This is a genomic window from Lysobacter sp. F60174L2, assembly GCF_052547135.1.
The window spans coordinates 241547-257155 of sequence record NZ_JBQWRA010000003.1 but is presented as its reverse complement, the minus strand read 5'-3'; the positions used below and the strand labels follow the sequence as shown (position 1 = coordinate 257155).

At 69.8% G+C, this 15609-nt stretch carries 14 protein-coding genes; 12 read left to right on the top strand and 2 right to left on the bottom strand.

Going from position 1 to position 15609, the window contains the following annotated elements; translation table 11 throughout:
• Positions 1–10 precede the first annotated feature (10 nt).
• The 10 genes from uppS to ACT9AS_RS10175 all read left to right on the top strand — a co-directional run bounded on the left by uppS (position 11) and on the right by ACT9AS_RS10175 (position 11201).
• A complete protein-coding gene (gene uppS / locus ACT9AS_RS10220) occupies positions 11–796 on the top strand; it encodes a polyprenyl diphosphate synthase (RefSeq protein ID WP_445100032.1) in 786 nt (261 codons plus the stop codon).
• Positions 793–1629 carry a phosphatidate cytidylyltransferase gene (locus tag ACT9AS_RS10215; protein WP_445100031.1) on the top strand — a complete coding sequence of 279 codons (837 nt, stop codon included), beginning with the start codon at positions 793–795 and terminating at the stop codon, positions 1627–1629. Before uppS ends, ACT9AS_RS10215 begins: the two co-directional genes overlap by 4 nt.
• Positions 1630–1631: 2 nt before the next feature.
• Complete coding sequence (gene dxr, locus ACT9AS_RS10210; protein ID WP_445100030.1) at positions 1632–2846, top strand: 1-deoxy-D-xylulose-5-phosphate reductoisomerase; 1215 nt, start codon at positions 1632–1634, stop codon at positions 2844–2846.
• A 30-nt stretch (positions 2847–2876) separates the two neighbouring features.
• Complete coding sequence (rseP, locus tag ACT9AS_RS10205; protein ID WP_445100029.1) at positions 2877–4238, top strand: RIP metalloprotease RseP; 1362 nt, start codon at positions 2877–2879, stop codon at positions 4236–4238.
• Between the two features lie 113 nt (positions 4239–4351).
• Positions 4352–6835: an outer membrane protein assembly factor BamA gene (bamA, locus tag ACT9AS_RS10200; protein ID WP_445100028.1), complete on the top strand. Its 2484-nt coding sequence runs from the start codon at positions 4352–4354 to the stop codon at positions 6833–6835.
• Between the two features lie 38 nt (positions 6836–6873).
• Positions 6874–7893 (top strand): UDP-3-O-(3-hydroxymyristoyl)glucosamine N-acyltransferase, encoded by a 1020-nt coding sequence (lpxD, locus tag ACT9AS_RS10195; protein ID WP_445100027.1) that lies wholly within the window; start codon positions 6874–6876, stop codon positions 7891–7893.
• A complete protein-coding gene (gene fabZ, locus ACT9AS_RS10190) occupies positions 7890–8342 on the top strand; it encodes a 3-hydroxyacyl-ACP dehydratase FabZ (RefSeq protein ID WP_445100026.1) in 453 nt (150 codons plus the stop codon). Before lpxD ends, fabZ begins: the two co-directional genes overlap by 4 nt.
• Positions 8339–9124, top strand: a complete 786-nt coding sequence (gene lpxA / locus ACT9AS_RS10185; protein ID WP_445100025.1) for an acyl-ACP--UDP-N-acetylglucosamine O-acyltransferase — start codon at positions 8339–8341, stop codon at positions 9122–9124. The genes fabZ and lpxA overlap by 4 nt, the downstream gene beginning before the upstream one ends.
• A gap of 216 nt (positions 9125–9340) precedes the next feature.
• Positions 9341–10579 (top strand): lipid-A-disaccharide synthase, encoded by a 1239-nt coding sequence (gene lpxB / locus ACT9AS_RS10180; RefSeq protein WP_445100024.1) that lies wholly within the window; start codon positions 9341–9343, stop codon positions 10577–10579.
• A complete protein-coding gene (locus tag ACT9AS_RS10175) occupies positions 10566–11201 on the top strand; it encodes a ribonuclease HII (RefSeq protein ID WP_445100023.1) in 636 nt (211 codons plus the stop codon). Before lpxB ends, ACT9AS_RS10175 begins: the two co-directional genes overlap by 14 nt.
• On the opposite strand, the gene ACT9AS_RS10170 is transcribed toward ACT9AS_RS10175, so the two are convergent.
• Together ACT9AS_RS10170 and ACT9AS_RS10165 are read right to left on the bottom strand one after the other, a co-directional pair.
• On the bottom strand, positions 11185–11604 hold the full coding sequence (locus ACT9AS_RS10170) for a hypothetical protein (RefSeq protein WP_445100022.1): 420 nt from the start codon (positions 11602–11604) through the stop codon (positions 11185–11187). The two genes, ACT9AS_RS10175 and ACT9AS_RS10170, sit on opposite strands and share 17 nt — an antisense overlap.
• Positions 11605–11666: 62 nt before the next feature.
• Positions 11667–13868 carry a winged helix-turn-helix domain-containing protein gene (locus ACT9AS_RS10165; protein ID WP_445100021.1) on the bottom strand — a complete coding sequence of 734 codons (2202 nt, stop codon included), beginning with the start codon at positions 13866–13868 and terminating at the stop codon, positions 11667–11669.
• A 137-nt stretch (positions 13869–14005) separates the two neighbouring features.
• Between ACT9AS_RS10165 and ACT9AS_RS10160 the strand changes: the two genes are divergently transcribed.
• A complete protein-coding gene (locus ACT9AS_RS10160; protein ID WP_445100020.1) occupies positions 14006–14662 on the top strand; it encodes a hypothetical protein in 657 nt (218 codons plus the stop codon).
• A 307-nt stretch (positions 14663–14969) separates the two neighbouring features.
• Entirely contained in the window at positions 14970–15608 is a 639-nt protein-coding gene (locus ACT9AS_RS10155) for a hypothetical protein (protein WP_445100019.1), read from the top strand.
• Position 15609 lies beyond the last annotated feature (1 nt).

The window sequence follows — 15609 nt, the reverse complement described above, 5'->3', positions numbered from 1 at the left end:
CGTGACCATCATGCCGCCAGAACCCACGCCCCTTCCCGAGCGCATTCCCCGCCACCTCGCCGTCATCATGGATGGCAACGGTCGCTGGGCCGAACGCCGCCGCCGCCCGCGCATGATCGGCCATCGCGCCGGTGCGCGCGCGGTCAACGTCTGCATCGACTTCTGTCTCGACAAGGGCATCGAAGCGCTGACCCTGTTCGCCTTCTCCAGCGAAAACTGGGGCCGACCGGAGGACGAGGTCGGCGCGCTGATGAAGCTGTTCATGAACGCACTGGAACGCGAGGTCGACGAACTCGACCGCCGCGGCGTCCGGGTGCGCTTCATCGGCGAGCGCGAGCGCTTCAGCGCCGACATCATCCGGCGCATGGACGCCGCCGAGGTGCAGACCGCGGGCAACACCCGGCTGCAACTGGCCGTCGCCGCCAGCTACGGCGGTCGCTGGGACATCGCCCGGGCCGCGCGATCGCTGGCAGCCGACGTGGCCGCCGGCCGCATCGCCCCCGAGGCGATCGACGAGGCGGCGATCGGCGCACGGATGGCACTGGCCGACCTGCCCGCCCCCGACCTGTTCATCCGCACCGGCGGCGACCTCAGGATCAGCAATTTCCTGCTCTGGCAGCTGGCCTACACCGAGTTGTGGTTCACCGATCTGTTGTGGCCCGAACTCGACGTGGCGACGCTGCAATGCGCGCTGGACGACTACGCCAACCGCGAACGCCGTTTCGGCCTGACCGGCGCACAGGGCCCCGCCCGCGTCCCGTCCGGACCGGCCGCCACTGACGAGACCCGAGAATGACCCGTACCCGCCTGCTCGCCGCGCTGGTGATGGCCCCGGTCGCGATCGCCGCGATCCTGCTGCTGCCCACCGACTGGATGATGGCGCTCGCCGCCGTGGTGTTCCTGCTCGGCCTGTGGGAGTGGTTCGACCTGGCCGAGATCGAAGATACGCTGGCGCGCACCGTGCTGCTGGTCGCGCACCTGGCGTTGATGGTCGCGCTGGTCTGGGCATCGCGCTCGACCAGCGGCTTCAGCTTCGTGCTGCTGGAACTGATGACCGTCATCGGCGTCGTCTGGTGGCTGCTGGCGCTGGCCTGGCTGGGCCGCTACCGCTTCGCCAGCGACCACGACACCCATGCGCGGGTGTTCAAGCTCGCCGCCGGAGCCCTGGCCACCATCCCGGCCTGGTGCGCGCTGGCGTGGATCCACGCCGGCCAGCCCAACGGCCACCGCTGGCTGTTGTGCGCGTTGATGGTGGTGTGGGCGGCCGACACCGGCGCCTACTTCAGCGGCCGCCATTTCGGCCGGCACAAGCTGGCGCCCAAGATCAGCCCGAACAAGACCGTCGAAGGCCTGGTCGGCGGCATGCTGCTGGCGGTGATCGTCGGCGTGGTGTTGTCGCTGTTCGCCGGCGCCACGACCGCGCAGTTGCCCGCGGTCGCGCTGGTGTCGCTGCTGGCGGCGCTGTTCTCGGTGGTCGGCGACCTGTTCGAGAGCCTGCTCAAGCGGCACGCCGGGGTCAAGGATTCCGGCGCCCTCATCCCCGGCCACGGCGGCGTCCTCGACCGGCTGGACGGCGTGCTGGCGGCACTTCCGGCGTTCGCGCTCGGCAAGGCCGTGCTGGGCTTCTGACGATGGGACGGATCGCGGTATTGGGCGCCACCGGCTCGATCGGTGCCTCGGCACTGGACGTGATCGCCCGCCACCCGGACCGCCTGCGCGCGACCGTGCTGGCGGCGGGGCGACAGGTCGATGCGCTGGTCGAGTTGTGCCGCCAACACCGTCCCGCACATGCGGTGATCGCCGATCCGGCCGGTTTCGCCGCGCTGCGCGAAGGCCTGCGCGACGCCGGGCTCGACACCCACGCCCACTGCGGCGACGAAGCGCTGGTGGCACTGGTCGAAGGCGACGCCTGCGACACCGTGGTCGCCGCGATCGTCGGCGCGGCCGGTCTGCCTTCCACCCTCGCCGCGGCGCGCGCCGGCAAGCGCCTGCTGCTGGCCAACAAGGAGTCGCTGGTGCTGGCCGGCGAGCTGCTGATGGCCGCGGCGCACGAGGGCGGCGCGACCATCGTGCCGATCGACAGCGAGCACAACGCGATCTTCCAGTGCCTGTGCAGCCTCGGCGAACAGCCCGGCGATCCGTCACGGCGCGCGCCCGCCGGCGTCGCGCGGATCGTCCTGACCGCGTCGGGCGGTCCATTCCGCGGCCGCAGCCGCGCATCGCTCGCCGACGTCACGGTCGAACAGGCCGTCGCCCACCCCAAGTGGTCGATGGGCCCGAAGATCTCGGTCGACTCCGCGACGCTGATGAACAAGGGCCTGGAGGTCATCGAGGCGCACCATCTGTTCGGCGTCGGCGGCCGCGGCGACGAGCACCGCATCGGCGTGCTGGTGCATCCGCAGAGCCTGGTCCACTCGCTGGTCCAGTTCGCGGATGGCTCCACCCTCGCCCAGCTTGGACTGCCCGACATGCGCACCGCGCTCGCGGTGGGCCTGGGCTGGCCCGAGCGGCTCGATTCCGGGGTCGGCATGCTTGACCTGCTGGCCGAGGGCGGCCGGCTCGATTTCGAGCCGCCGGACCTCGAGGCGTTCCCCTGCCTGCGCCTCGCCTTCGACGCGCTGGACGCGGGTGGCACCGCGCCGGCCACGCTCAACGCCGCCAACGAAGTCGCGGTTTCAGCGTTTCTTCAGCGCCGGATCGGTTTCCTGTCCATTCCGGCCGTGGTCGAGGACACCCTCGCCGCACTGCCGGCCGCCCCTGCCGCCTCGCTGGCGCAGCTGCACGAGGCCGACCGGCAGGCGCGGCGGCATGCGACACAGGCCCTTGCCGGATACGGCCAGCAATGACCTCCTCCGCTTCCAATCCGGGACCGCACCATGGCTGAGTTCGTCGGTTCGCTCTGGTGGCTGATCGTCAGCCTGGGGGTGCTGGTCACCTTCCACGAGTTCGGCCACTACTGGGTCGCGCGGCGCTGCGGGGTGCGGGTGTTGCGTTTCTCGGTCGGCTTCGGGCCGGCGCTGTGGTCGCGCCGCGCGAAGGACGGCACCGAGTACATGGTCGCCGTGATCCCGCTCGGTGGTTACGTCAAGATGCTCGACGAGCGCGGGGGCGACGTGGCACCGGCCGAGCTGGCGCAGGCGTTCAATCGCCAGTCGGTATGGAAGCGCATCGCGATCGTCATCGCCGGCCCGGTCGCCAACCTGCTGCTGTGCGTGATGCTTTTCTGGGGCATGTTCGTGATCGGACGCCCCGATTACGCGCCCGTGGTGGGGCACGTGGAGGGCATCGCCGCGGAAGCCGGCCTCCAACCCGGCGACCGGCTGCTGCAAGTCGGCGACCGCGCCACCCCGACCTGGAGCGAGGCCCAACTGGCGCTTATCCCGGCCGCGCTCGACCACGCCGACATCCCGCTGCAGGTCCGCACCGCCAGCGGCAGCACCGACACCCGCGAACTGGCGCTGTCGCGGTTGCCGGCGGAATTCGACGAGCGCCGCGCGGTCGAGGCCATCGGCCTGACGCCGCGCCACCTGCTGGTGCCGCCCCGGGTCGGCCGTGTCGCGCCCGACACCCCGGCGTGGGGCATCCTGGCCGAGGGCGACCGCATCAGTGCGATCGATGGCCGGCAGGTCGACGCCTGGGGCGACATCGGACCGCTGGTGCAGCGGCTCGGCGAACGTGGCGGCAAGGCCATGGTCGAGGTCGAACGCGACGGCGACCGGCTGGCGCTGGAACTGCAGCCGGTCCGGATGGAGTCGGAAGACGGCGAGCCGTACTGGGTCCTCGGGATCACCTCGGCGCGGCCGGAAATGCCGGCGATGGATGCGGAGCTGCACTACGGCCCGGTCGCCGCGGTGCCCGCCGCGCTGCGCGAAGCCGTCCACCAGACCCGCGAGCTGGTCGCGATGATCGGTCGTGCCTTCAGCGGCCGGGTCGCCGTCGAGAACACCGTCGCCGGCCCCATCACCATCGCCCGCGCCGCGAACGCCTACGCCGACCAGGGGCCGGCCTGGTACCTGTCGCTGCTCGCGCTGCTGTCGCTGAGCCTTGGCATCCTGAACCTGCTGCCGATCCCGATCTTGGACGGCGGTCACCTCCTGTATTACCTTATCGAGCTGGCCAAGGGCAGCCCGGTCAGCGAGCGCGCAATGGCCGCCGGGCAGTACATCGGCCTCGTCCTGATCATCGGGCTCATGGGCCTGGCGTTCTACAACGACATCGTCAACAACCTGGTGCACTGATGTCGGCCATGCCTGACGGTTCAATCCCGCCCTCCATCCGTACTGCCCCGACGCTCCGCCCCGACCCGACCCCGCGCCCGCGGGTGCCGCAAGACCCCCAACCGGACGTGATGATGACGCGACCCCTCCACCGCCGCCTGCTTGTCCTCGCCCTCGCCTCGGCGCTTTCCACGGTGCCGGCGCTGCCCGCGCTGGCGCAAACGGGCGCGGCCGCACCGGTCAGCCCGTTCACCGTGAGCGATATCCGCGTCGACGGCCTGCAGCGCATCTCCGCCGGCACCGTGTTCACCTACCTGCCGATCGAGCGTGGCGACACGGTCGACCAGTCCGCGGTCGGCGACGCGATCCGGGCGCTGTACCAGACCGGCTTCTTCGAGGACATCGACATCGGCCACCAGGGCAGCATCCTGGTCGTGACCGTGACCGAGCGTCCGGCGATCAACACCCTGTCCCTCAGCGGCAACAAGGACCTGGAGACCGAGGACCTGCTCAAGGGCCTCAGCGACATCGGCCTGGCCGAGGGCAACACCTTCAACCAGCTCAGCCTCGATCGCGTCACCCAGGAACTGACCCGGCAGTACAACAACCGCGGCAAGTACAACGTCACGATCACCCCGACGGTGACCGCACTGCCGCGCAACCGCGTCGACGTCGCCATCGCGATCGAGGAAGGCAAGGCCGCCAAGATCCGCCACATCAACCTGGTCGGCAACGAGATCTTCGAGGAGGAGGCCATCCTCGAGACCTGGGAGTCCGGCGAGCACAACTGGCTGAGCTGGTACCGCAAGGACGACCAGTACTCGCGCGAGAAACTGTCGGGCGACCTCGAGAAGCTCAACAACTACTACCTCGATCGCGGCTACGTCGACTTCAGCATCGACTCGACCCAGGTGTCGATGAGCCGCGACAAGCGGGACATGTTCATCACCGCCGGCCTCACCGAGGGCGAGCAGTACAAGATCTCCAGCGTCACGGTCACCGGCGACACCGTGCTGCCGAAGGACCAGGTCGAGGCGATGGTGCTGGTCAAGCCCGACCAGATCTTCTCGCGCCGCCTGCTGGAAATCAGCTCCGACGCGATCACCGCGACCCTCGGCAACGTCGGCTACGCATTCGCGCAGGTCAACCCGATCCCCGACGTGAACCGCGAGGACAAGACCGTCGGCATCAACATGCAGGTGCTGCCGGGTCCGCGCGTCAACGTCCGCCAGGTGCAGTTCAAGGGCAACTCGCGCACCGCCGACGAGGTGCTGCGCCGCGAGATGCGCCAGTTCGAGGGCACCTGGTACTCGCAGGCCGCCATCGACCGCTCCAAGATCCGACTGCAGGGCCTGGGCTACTTCGATACCGTCGACGTCGAGACCAAGCCGGTACCGGGCACCAACGACCAGGTCGACGTCATCTACACCGTCAACGAGGTCGCCGCCGGCAGCTTCGTGTTCGGCCTGGGCTATTCGCAGTTGCAGGGCCTGAGCACGCAGGTGCAGCTGTCGCAGAACAACTTCCTCGGCACCGGCAACCGGATCGCCGTGCAGGCGCAGCGCAATGCCTACCTGCAGCGCTACGACTTCTCGTTCCTCAACCCCTACTTCACCGACAACGGCGTGTCGCTGGGCTACAACCTGCGCTGGAGCGAGTTCGACAACTCCGACTTCAACACCGCGCAGTTCTCCAGCACCAGCGGCGTCGGCCAGATGGTGCTGGGCATCCCGATCACCGAGACCGACAGCGTCACCGCGCTGCTGGGCCTCGACAGCAACCAGATCTTCGCCTTCCACGGCCGCACCCCGGAGCCGCTGGTCGACTACATCGACGCGATCGGCCAGCGCACGTTCCACGCCTGGCGCGGCGAGATCGGCTGGGGCCGCAACACGCTCAACAGCGCGCTGACCCCGACCCGCGGCACCAACCAGCGCATCTGGCTGGAAGCGACCCTGCCGGGCTCGACGGTCGAGTACTTCAAGCTCAACTACAACTACTCCCGGTTCTGGCCGATGTCGCGCCACCTGGTGCTCAACACCCGCATCGAGCTGGGCTACGGCGACAACTACGACGACGCGGTCACCCGCAACCTGTGCTTCACCCCGGGTAGCATGGTCGACCACGACGGCGATCCGGACACCGCACCGGTGTTCCAGCCGGGTCCGGCACCGACCGACCCGTGCCTTACCGACTCGCCCGACTACATCAAGACGGTCACCGCCGACGGCCTGCCGTTCTTCGAGAACTTCTACGCCGGCGGCGTGCGTTCGGTGCGCGGGTTCGTCGACAACACCCTCGGCCCGCGCCTGGCCGCGCTCGGCAGCCCGTACCTGCAGCCGGTCGGCGGCGCGTTCAAGACCGTCGGCTCGCTGGAGATGTTCTTCCCGAGCCTGATCGACAGCACTGCCGCGCGCGTCTCGGCGTTCGTCGACTTCGGCAACGTCTACAAGGATTTCGACGCCTTCGATGCGGGCGAACTGCGCGCCTCCACCGGCCTGGCGCTGATGTGGCGCTCACCGATGGGCCCGATCTCGATCAGCTACGCCTACCCCTTCAAGAAGGAAGACAACGACCGCCTGGAGCGCTTGCAGTTCACCTTCGGCGGCACGTTCTGACGGCGTCGTCCGCCGTCATGCCGCGTCAACCGTCCAACATGCACACCGCCACCGCTCTGGCCGAACGCTTCGCGCTTGGCCTTCGCGGCGATGGCTCGGTCGAAATCCACGGCGTCGGCACCCTCGCCGGCGCCGGCCCCGGACAGCTCGCGTTCCTCGCCAACCCCCGTTACCGACCGCAACTGGCCGACACCCGCGCCAGCGTGGTCGTGATGGGCGAACAGGACGCCGACAAGTCATCCGAAACCGGATTCGCCGGCGTGGCATTGGTCGCGAAGGATCCGTATGCGGCATTCGCGCGCATGGCCGCGCTGTTCGAGCCGCAGCCGGTCCGGGCACCGGGCATCCACCCCTCCTGCGATATCGACCCCTCGGCCACGGTCGCCGATGACGCCCACGTCGGTGCATTCACCAGCATCGGCGCGCGCAGCCGGATCGAATCCGGCGCGGTACTGGGCCCGGGCTGCATCGTCGGCGACGCCTGCGTGGTCGGCGCCGGCAGCGAGTTGATCGCCCGGGTCACCCTGGTCACCCGGGTCCGACTTGGCCACCGCGTGCGCATCCACCCCGGTGCCGTGCTCGGCGCCGACGGCTTCGGCCTGGCGATGGATGCCGGGCGTTGGCTCAAGGTGCCGCAGCTCGGCGGCGTGGTCATCGGCGACGACTGCGAGATCGGCGCAAACACCACCATCGACCGCGGCGCGATCGAGGACACCGTGCTCGAGGAGGACGTGCGCCTCGACAACCAGATCCAGATCGGCCACAACGTCCGCATCGGCGCGCACACCGCGATGGCCGGCTGCGCGGCGGTGGCCGGCAGCGCGAAGATCGGCCGCTACTGCCTGGTCGGCGGCGCCGCCGGCATCCTCGGCCACCTTGAAATCTGCGACCGGGTGGTGATCACCGCGATGAGCCTGGTCAGCAGTTCGATCCGCGAACCCGGCGAATACTCGTCCGGCACCGGATTGATGGACAATCGCAGCTGGCGCAAGAATGCCGCTCGCTTCAAGCAGCTCGACGAGCTGGCCCGCAAGATCAAGGGAAAACCGAAACAGTGAAGCTTCCGATCGACGTTCCAACCATCCAGGCGCTGCTGCCGCACCGCTACCCGTTCCTGCTGGTCGACCGCGTGGTCGAGCTGGAGCCCAACAAGCGCGTGCTGGCGTACAAGAACGTCACCGCCAACGAGAATTTCTTCAACGGCCACTTTCCCGGCCAGCCGGTGATGCCCGGCGTGCTGGTGGTCGAGGCGCTGGCCCAGGCCGGCGGCCTGCTGACCCAGCTGTCGCGCGACGGCGACACCGGCCAGGCCAAGCTGTTCTACCTGGTCAAGATCGACAACGCGAAGTTCTCGCGGATGGTGGTGCCCGGCGACCGCCTCGACCTGGAAGTGACCCTCAAGCGCACCATCCGCAACATGGCGCTGTACGAAGGCATCGCCCGGGTCGACGGCGAGCAGGCCGCCTGCGCCGACATCCTCTGCGCCGAGGTCAAGCCGGAGGCATGAGCGATTCCCTCGTCCATCCCAGTGCCGTGATCGAGCCCGGCGCCCGGCTCGGCAACGACGTGCGGGTGGGGGCTTTCAGTTACATCGGCGCGGACGTCGAGATCGGTGACGGCACCTCCATCGGCCCGCATTGCAGCCTCCACGGCCCGACCCGGATCGGTCGCGACAACCGCATCCACGGCCACGTCGCGATCGGCGGCGAACCGCAGGACAAGAAGTACGGCGGCGAGCGCGTCGAACTGGTGATCGGCGACCGCAACACCATCCGCGAGTTCGTCACCATCAACCGCGGCACCGGCGCCGGCGGCGGCTGCACCCGCGTCGGCGACGACAACTGGCTGCTGGCCTACACCCACATCGCCCACGACTGCGTGGTCGGCAACCACTGCGTGTTCTCCAACAACGCGACGCTGGCCGGCCATGTCGGGATCGGCGACCACGTGATCCTCAGCGGTTTCGTCGGCATCCACCAGTTCTGCCGGATCGGCGCGCACGCGTTCATCGGCATGGGCGCATTCGTCAACGGCGACGTGCCGCCGTTCGTGATGGTGGCCCAGGACGGCTACGGCCGGCCACGCGGGATCAACAGCGAAGGGCTCAAGCGACGCGGCTTCGACCCCGAGCGGATCAGCGCCATCAAGCGCGCCTACCGCGCGTTGTACGTCGCCGGCAGCTCGCTCGACGAGGCCCGCGCCAAACTGGCCGAACTGGCCGGCGACAGCGACGACGTGCGCGCGCTGCTGGACTTCATCGAAGCCTCCGAGCGCCCATTGCTGCGCTAGGCGGCGGCCCGTCCCTGCGCCCGCCGAGTCGCTTTGATGTAGGAGCGACGTAAGTCGCGATGCCCTGAACCCCCGGAGCACAGGGAAATCGCGACTTACGTCGCTCCTACAGCCGGCGATTCCCGCAAGTGACGGGGAGCCCAGCGGGACGGCCGGCCGGCGCCCGCACCAATGTCCTAGAATCACTCCGCCCCCGTTCCCCCGCGTGCCCGCCCCTTGGACATTTTCGACGACCCCGTCCCGACCCGCGCCAAACGCATCGTGCTGGTCGCAGGCGAGGCCTCCGGCGACCTGCTCGGCGCGGGACTGATCGAACAGTTGCGCCGGCGCTGGCCCGCGGCCGAGATCGTCGGCATCGGCGGCGAGGCGATGCGCGAGGCGGGCATGGAAACCTGGCACGACGCCTCCGAGCTGGCGGTCATGGGCCTGGCCGAAGTGCTGCGCCACCTGCCGCGCCTGCTCAGGCTCCGCCGCGAGTTGCGCCAGCGCGTGCTCGACTGGCAGCCCGACGTGTTCATCGGCATCGACGCCCCCGACTTCAACCTCGGCGTCGAGAAGTGGCTGAAGCAGCGCGGCATACGCACCGTGCACTACGTCAGTCCCTCGGTCTGGGCGTGGCGCGAGAAGCGCGCGGAGAAGATCGGCCTCAGCGCCGACCGGGTGCTGTGCCTGTTCCCGATGGAGCCGGAAATCTACGCCCGGCACGGTGTCGATGCGCGCTTCGTCGGGCATCCGCTGGCCGACGAGATGCCGTTGCAGCCCGACCGCGGAAGCGCCCGCGCGGCCCTCGGTATCGACCCGCTGCCACCGCTGCTGGCCCTGCTCCCCGGCTCCCGGGTCGGCGAGATCGAGCGCCTCGGCAGCGACTTCCTCGCCGCCGCCGCACGCGTGCTGGCCGAACAGCCCGACCTCCGGATCGTCGTGCCGATGGCCAACCCGCAGGCACACGAAGCCTTCAAGCGCGTGCTCGCCGCGCACCCGGACCGCGGCGCATTGGCACCCTCACTGCGCGAGATCAACGGCCAGGCGCGCACCCTGATGATCGCCAGCGACGTGATCATGCTGGCATCGGGCACCGCGACCCTGGAGGCGATGCTGGCCAAGCGGCCGATGGTGGTCGGCTACAAGGTCGCACCGCTGACCTACCGCGTGGTCAAGAGCCTGGGCATGCTCAAGGTCGACCACTACGCCCTGCCCAACGTGCTGGCCGGCGAGTGCGTGGTGCCGGAATTGATGCAGCACGACTGCACCCCCGACAACCTCGCCCGCGAAACCCTGCGCTGGCTGCGCGACCCGGCCGCGGTCGCCGCCCTGCAACCCCGTTTCCTGGAACTGCACCGGCAACTGCGTTGCGACGCCTCGACGCAGGCGGCCGACGCGGTGGTCGACCTGGTCGTCGAGCCCGCAGTCGAACCCGAGCCCGAACCCGTGGCCTCGAACGATGCCGGGCGCTGACGGCCAGTTCAGCCTCGACCTCGCGGTTGCCCGCGGCGCACAACGCATCGCCGGGGTCGACGAAGCCGGCCGTGGCCCGCTGGCCGGGCCGGTGGTGGTCGCCGCGGTCGTGTTCGGTCCGGGCCGTACCCCGGTCAACGGGCTCAACGACTCCAAGCAACTCAACGCCCAACGCCGCGAAACCCTGTACGAACGCATCATCGAACGCGCTTTGGCCTGGCACGTGGTCGCGGTGGAGGTCGAGGAGATCGACCGCATCAACATCTTCCAGGCGACGATGCTCGGCATGCGCCGCGCCGTCGAGGGCGTGCTGCACGTTGCCGAACTGGCGCGCATCGACGGCAACGCCCTGCCGCGCGGCCTGCCCTGCCCGGCCGAGGCGTGGATCGGCGGCGATGCCCGCGACCGCGCGATCATGGCCGCCTCGATCCTCGCCAAGGTCAGCCGCGACCGCATGATGGTCGCGCTGCACGAGCAGTGGCCGCAGTACGGATTCGCCGACCACAAGGGCTACTCGACGCCCGCGCACCTGTCCGCGCTCACCGCCCACGGCCCGTGCCCGCACCACCGTCGCAGCTTCGCGCCGGTGCGCGCCGCATCAGCCGTCAGCGCGCCCGGATGATGATGGCCGGGTCGACGCCGCCGTTGGCGGTCAGGATTTCGTACTCGTAAGTGCCGCTGGTATTTCGGGCGGTCAGTACGACTTTCTGGCGACCACCCCTCGACGTCGAATTGATCGAACGCGGCGCGCCGCGCGCGGCCGGGCTGGCCGATGTGAAACGGATCTGGAATCCCTCGGCACCGGTTTCACCACGCCAGGTGATCACCGTGTCCGGGTCGACCTCGCAGACCGGGATCGGCGTACTCACCGACGCGCCGCTGTATTCCACGTCGATATAGACGGCAGGCGCTCCCGCGGAGTCGGCGCACGGCACGCCATCGGCATCAGGCGTGGGTGCGCCGTCGCGCGTGGGTCCGGACGTACTGCATCCAGCCAGCATGAAGACGCCGGCCAACGCTGCCAATTTCATGTGCATGGGGATGCTCCCTGTGACGCCTGCGGGATGCAGGCCTGGTTCCGATTCCTCTACGGTGCTTCGCCGAGCGCCTGCGTCCCGACGGGACTGTCGAGCAGCGACCTCAGCGCCGGCGCCGTCTGGATCCGCTCCGCCGCGACCTTCTCGTCGCGCGCCGTCGCCAGCCGCTGGCGCGCGCCGGCCTTGTCGCCAAGCAATGCCAGCGCCTGCGCCGCGAGGAACGCGACCTCGCCGCGCTCGGTCGCCAGCGCCTCGGCCCGGGCGATGCGCTCCCGCGCGCCCCCGGCATCACCCAGGTTGGCCAGGTAGAACCCGAGCAGTGCCTGCGCCTGCGCGTCCTCGGACTTGACCGCAAGGTAGTCCCTGACCATTTGCGCCGCGCGGGCGTACGGCTCGCGTGCCTGCACGGTGGTGGCCGGATCGGCCGCGAGCGCATCGCCGATGTTGCCCCAGATGCGGTAGTCGGTCGGGTCGAGCGCGGCGGCGCGGCGGTACAGTCCGGCGGCATCGGCGTACGCGCCCTGGGCGTATCGAAGCGTGCCCAGGTTGCTCAAGGCCTCATAGCTCGGCTTGATCGCCAGCGACCGCTGGAAGGCATCGGCGGCGCGCACGTTGTCGCCTTCCACCAGGTACAGGCCACCCAGGCTGCTCCACAGGGTCGGGTCGTCCGGCTGCAGGCTGGTTGCGGTGCGGAACGACTCGATCGCGTCGGCGGGGCTGCCGTTGAGGTACTGGTGGTAGCCCAGCTCGCGGTAGACCAGTGCGTCGCCGGGCCGCAACTGGCGGGCAAGGTCGAAGTATTCCAGCGCGAGCTCGTTGTTGCCCTGCTCGCTCTGCACCCGCGCCAGCCCGACATAGGCGGACGGGCGCAGGCCGAGGTCGTCGAGCGCGAGGGTGTACTGCTCGTTGGCCTGCGCGTACTCGCCGCGCGCGCGATGCATCTCGCCCAGCGCCAGGCTGACCTCGCGCAGGTGCGGATCCATGCCGGCGGCCTGCCTGCAGGCGTCCTGCGCCCGCTCGAACGCCGGGGCGTCGCGCGCGCCCTCGAAGCGGATGATCTCGGCGCGGCATATGCCGGCCTGCGCACGGGCGAACCCGGCATCGGCAGCGAGGGCCTGCCCGAAGAAACCGATGGCCTTGTCGAGGTAACCGTCCTCGCCCGGCGAGCGCAGCTGGCGCTGGCCCTTCAGGTACGCCTCGTAGGCGCCCAGGTCGCGGGTCGGGGCCAGCCGCGCCAGCACGCCCGGCGTCGGTGGCAGCACGCCCGGCAAGGCGTGGACCACTTCGCTGGCGATTTCGCGCTGGACGGCAAACACGTCGTTGGCCTCGCGGTCGTAGCTCTCACTCCACAACGTGAAACCGGTGGCGGTGTCGGACAGGCGCGCATTCACGCGCAGCCGGCTGCCCTCGCGGCGGACGCTGGCATCGAGCACCGTCGCCACCCCGAGCTTCCGGCCCAGCGCCTTCAGGTCGGGACTACCGGGCGGCCCATCCGTGGGCCGGCTGCCCGCGGATGCGACCTGCAGCCCCGGGATGCCGGCCAGCGCATCGTGCATCTCGACCGCCAGGCCTTCGGCGAAATGGCGGTCGTCGGTGTTGTCGCTGAGGCTGGTGAACGGCAACACCGCGATCGAGGCCTCGGCCGGACCGGCTGGCGCCGCGCGTCGGTCGACCCACGCCAGCGCCAGCAAGGCGACCGCCAGGGCCAGGGTGGCGATGAACCACGTACGGGGCGACCCCAGCCGCCATCGCGAGCGCACCCTTCCTGCGGGGCGGCGGTCATCGTTCTCCGCAGGCCGCGTCGCAATAGGCTGTGCGACCGGCGGCAGCGCCGCCGGCACGACCACGGGCGGTTCCGGCACCACCGGGGCCAATCCGTCCCCCGGCCCGGTTTCCGCAGCCGGGCCTTCCAGCTCCCCGATGAACCGGTACCCCAGCGCATGGCGGGTCTGGATGAACCGGGGTTCGTGCGGATGGTCGTCAAGCGCGGCGCGCAGCTGGGCGATCGCCCGGGTCAGCACACCGGGAGTGACATGGCGATGGCCCCAGACCGTGTCGAGCAACTGGTCGCGGCCGACCAGCTCATCGGCGTGCTGCAGCAGCACCAGCAGTACCGCGAACGCCTTCGGCTCGATCGCCTGCGGCTGGCCGTCGCGGAGCAGCGTATGCGCCGCCGTGTCGACCACGATCCCGCCAAACCGGTAGCACACGCCCGGCGACGGCGGTTCACCCGTGACTCCTTTCGGATCCATCGGAAAAACCTCATGAAGACCTCGCCAACCTGCGTCAAAGCTGGCGAAAGACTCCCCCGGACATCATGACTCATCCGCGGCCGCGGCGGAATCTGGCCCTGCGACGAATCCCCGCCGCCCTTCCCCGGAGAACCACCATGAACGCCATCCTCGCCACCGCCCGCCCGTTGCCGACCGCGCTGCAGCAGCGCCCCGCCCCGATCGCCCCGTCCGCGCAACGCCGGCGCCGCAGCCACGTCGGCGGGTTCCGCCTGGCCGCGCTGGAGGTCGACCGCTTCAACGCCTTCCTGATCTCGCTCGGCCGCAGCCAGGCCCCGTACGACCGCGACCAGCTGGCCACCGCCGCGCGTGAATTGTGCGACTGCAGCACCGGCCTCGCGCCGACGATCGGATTCCAGATGCGCCGCGCCGCCGCCGCGGCCCTGATGGTCGACGACCCCGCATGGGACGCCGACAACGAAACCCGTGCCATCGCATCGCGCGTGGTCTCGTACGTGCGCGGCCACAACGACTTGATCCCCGACCAGTTACCGCGCGTCGGCCGGCTGGACGATGCCATCGTCATCGAGACCGCATGGCCCCTGCTCGCGGCCGAAGTGGACGAGTACCTGGACTACCGCCGCCTGCGCCGGATCGAGGCACGGCTGCGCGGTTGCGCGCCCGGCGGGTTCGGCTTCACCCGCGCGCAGTGGCAACACGCCTTCCGCGCCGAAGCCGCGCTGACGATCCACCAGCGCAGCGTGCGCGAACACTCCTATCTGCCCGCCTCCGCATCACGGTTCCAAGTGCACTGACAGGTGCACCGTCGGGTGCATCGATCGATGAACAGGCATGCCCACGGCGGCGACGATTCAGCGGCGGTTTCGGAACCGGCGTCGTCGCCACGGGCAAACCCCGTCGCAGCGGCCCGAACGGTTGGATAGGCCCGTTGTCACCCCCACTTTGGAAACAGGGACAAGCCGGTTTCAACGGCGCAGCATGGAACCGTATCCAAAGAATCCTGCAGGGATGTTTTCCAACGGACTGGAGGGTCGCGCGCCCGCCGGCCGACGCGCACCCCGCCTCACGGCCGACACAGCGAGGTGTGCCATGCGCATGTCAATGCCCACCCCAACCGCCGATCCACTGCCGTATTTCTTTCACGACGGATTCAGGCGCGACGACCCGCCCGGCGCGACTACCGCACCGCCCGCCAGCGTGAAACTCAAAGGCGACGCCATCGCCCGTTTCGACGCGCTGCTGCACGAGATCCACCCCGACGCCGCGCGCGTCGACCCCGACCGCCTGCAGCACCTGATGGACTGGCTGATGTCACTGCCGGCCACGCGCGCCCACGACGTCCTCGACCGCCGCCTGCGCCGGGTCGAAAGCCTGCGCGCGATGCTCGAGGATTCCGACTGGGACACCAGCCGCGCCACCCGCGCGCGCGCGCTCAAGCTGCTGGACTACGTCGACCGCGACGACGACCTGATCGCCGACCACGAACCGATGCTCGGCCTGCTCGACGACGTGCTGCTGATCGAACTGGCCTGGCCGGCGTTCTCCGCCGAAGCCGAGGAGTACCGCGACTTCTGCACCTACCGCGACGACGAACACCCCGCCGGTGACGGCGAGACGCAGCGCCAGGCGTGGGTCCGCGACCGCCTGGCCGAGATCGCGCTGTGGCAGCACCACCTGCGCGTCAGCGGCAGCCAGTACGCGCATTCCGGCGACCCGCCGCTGCGGTTCCGGATCGGCTGAT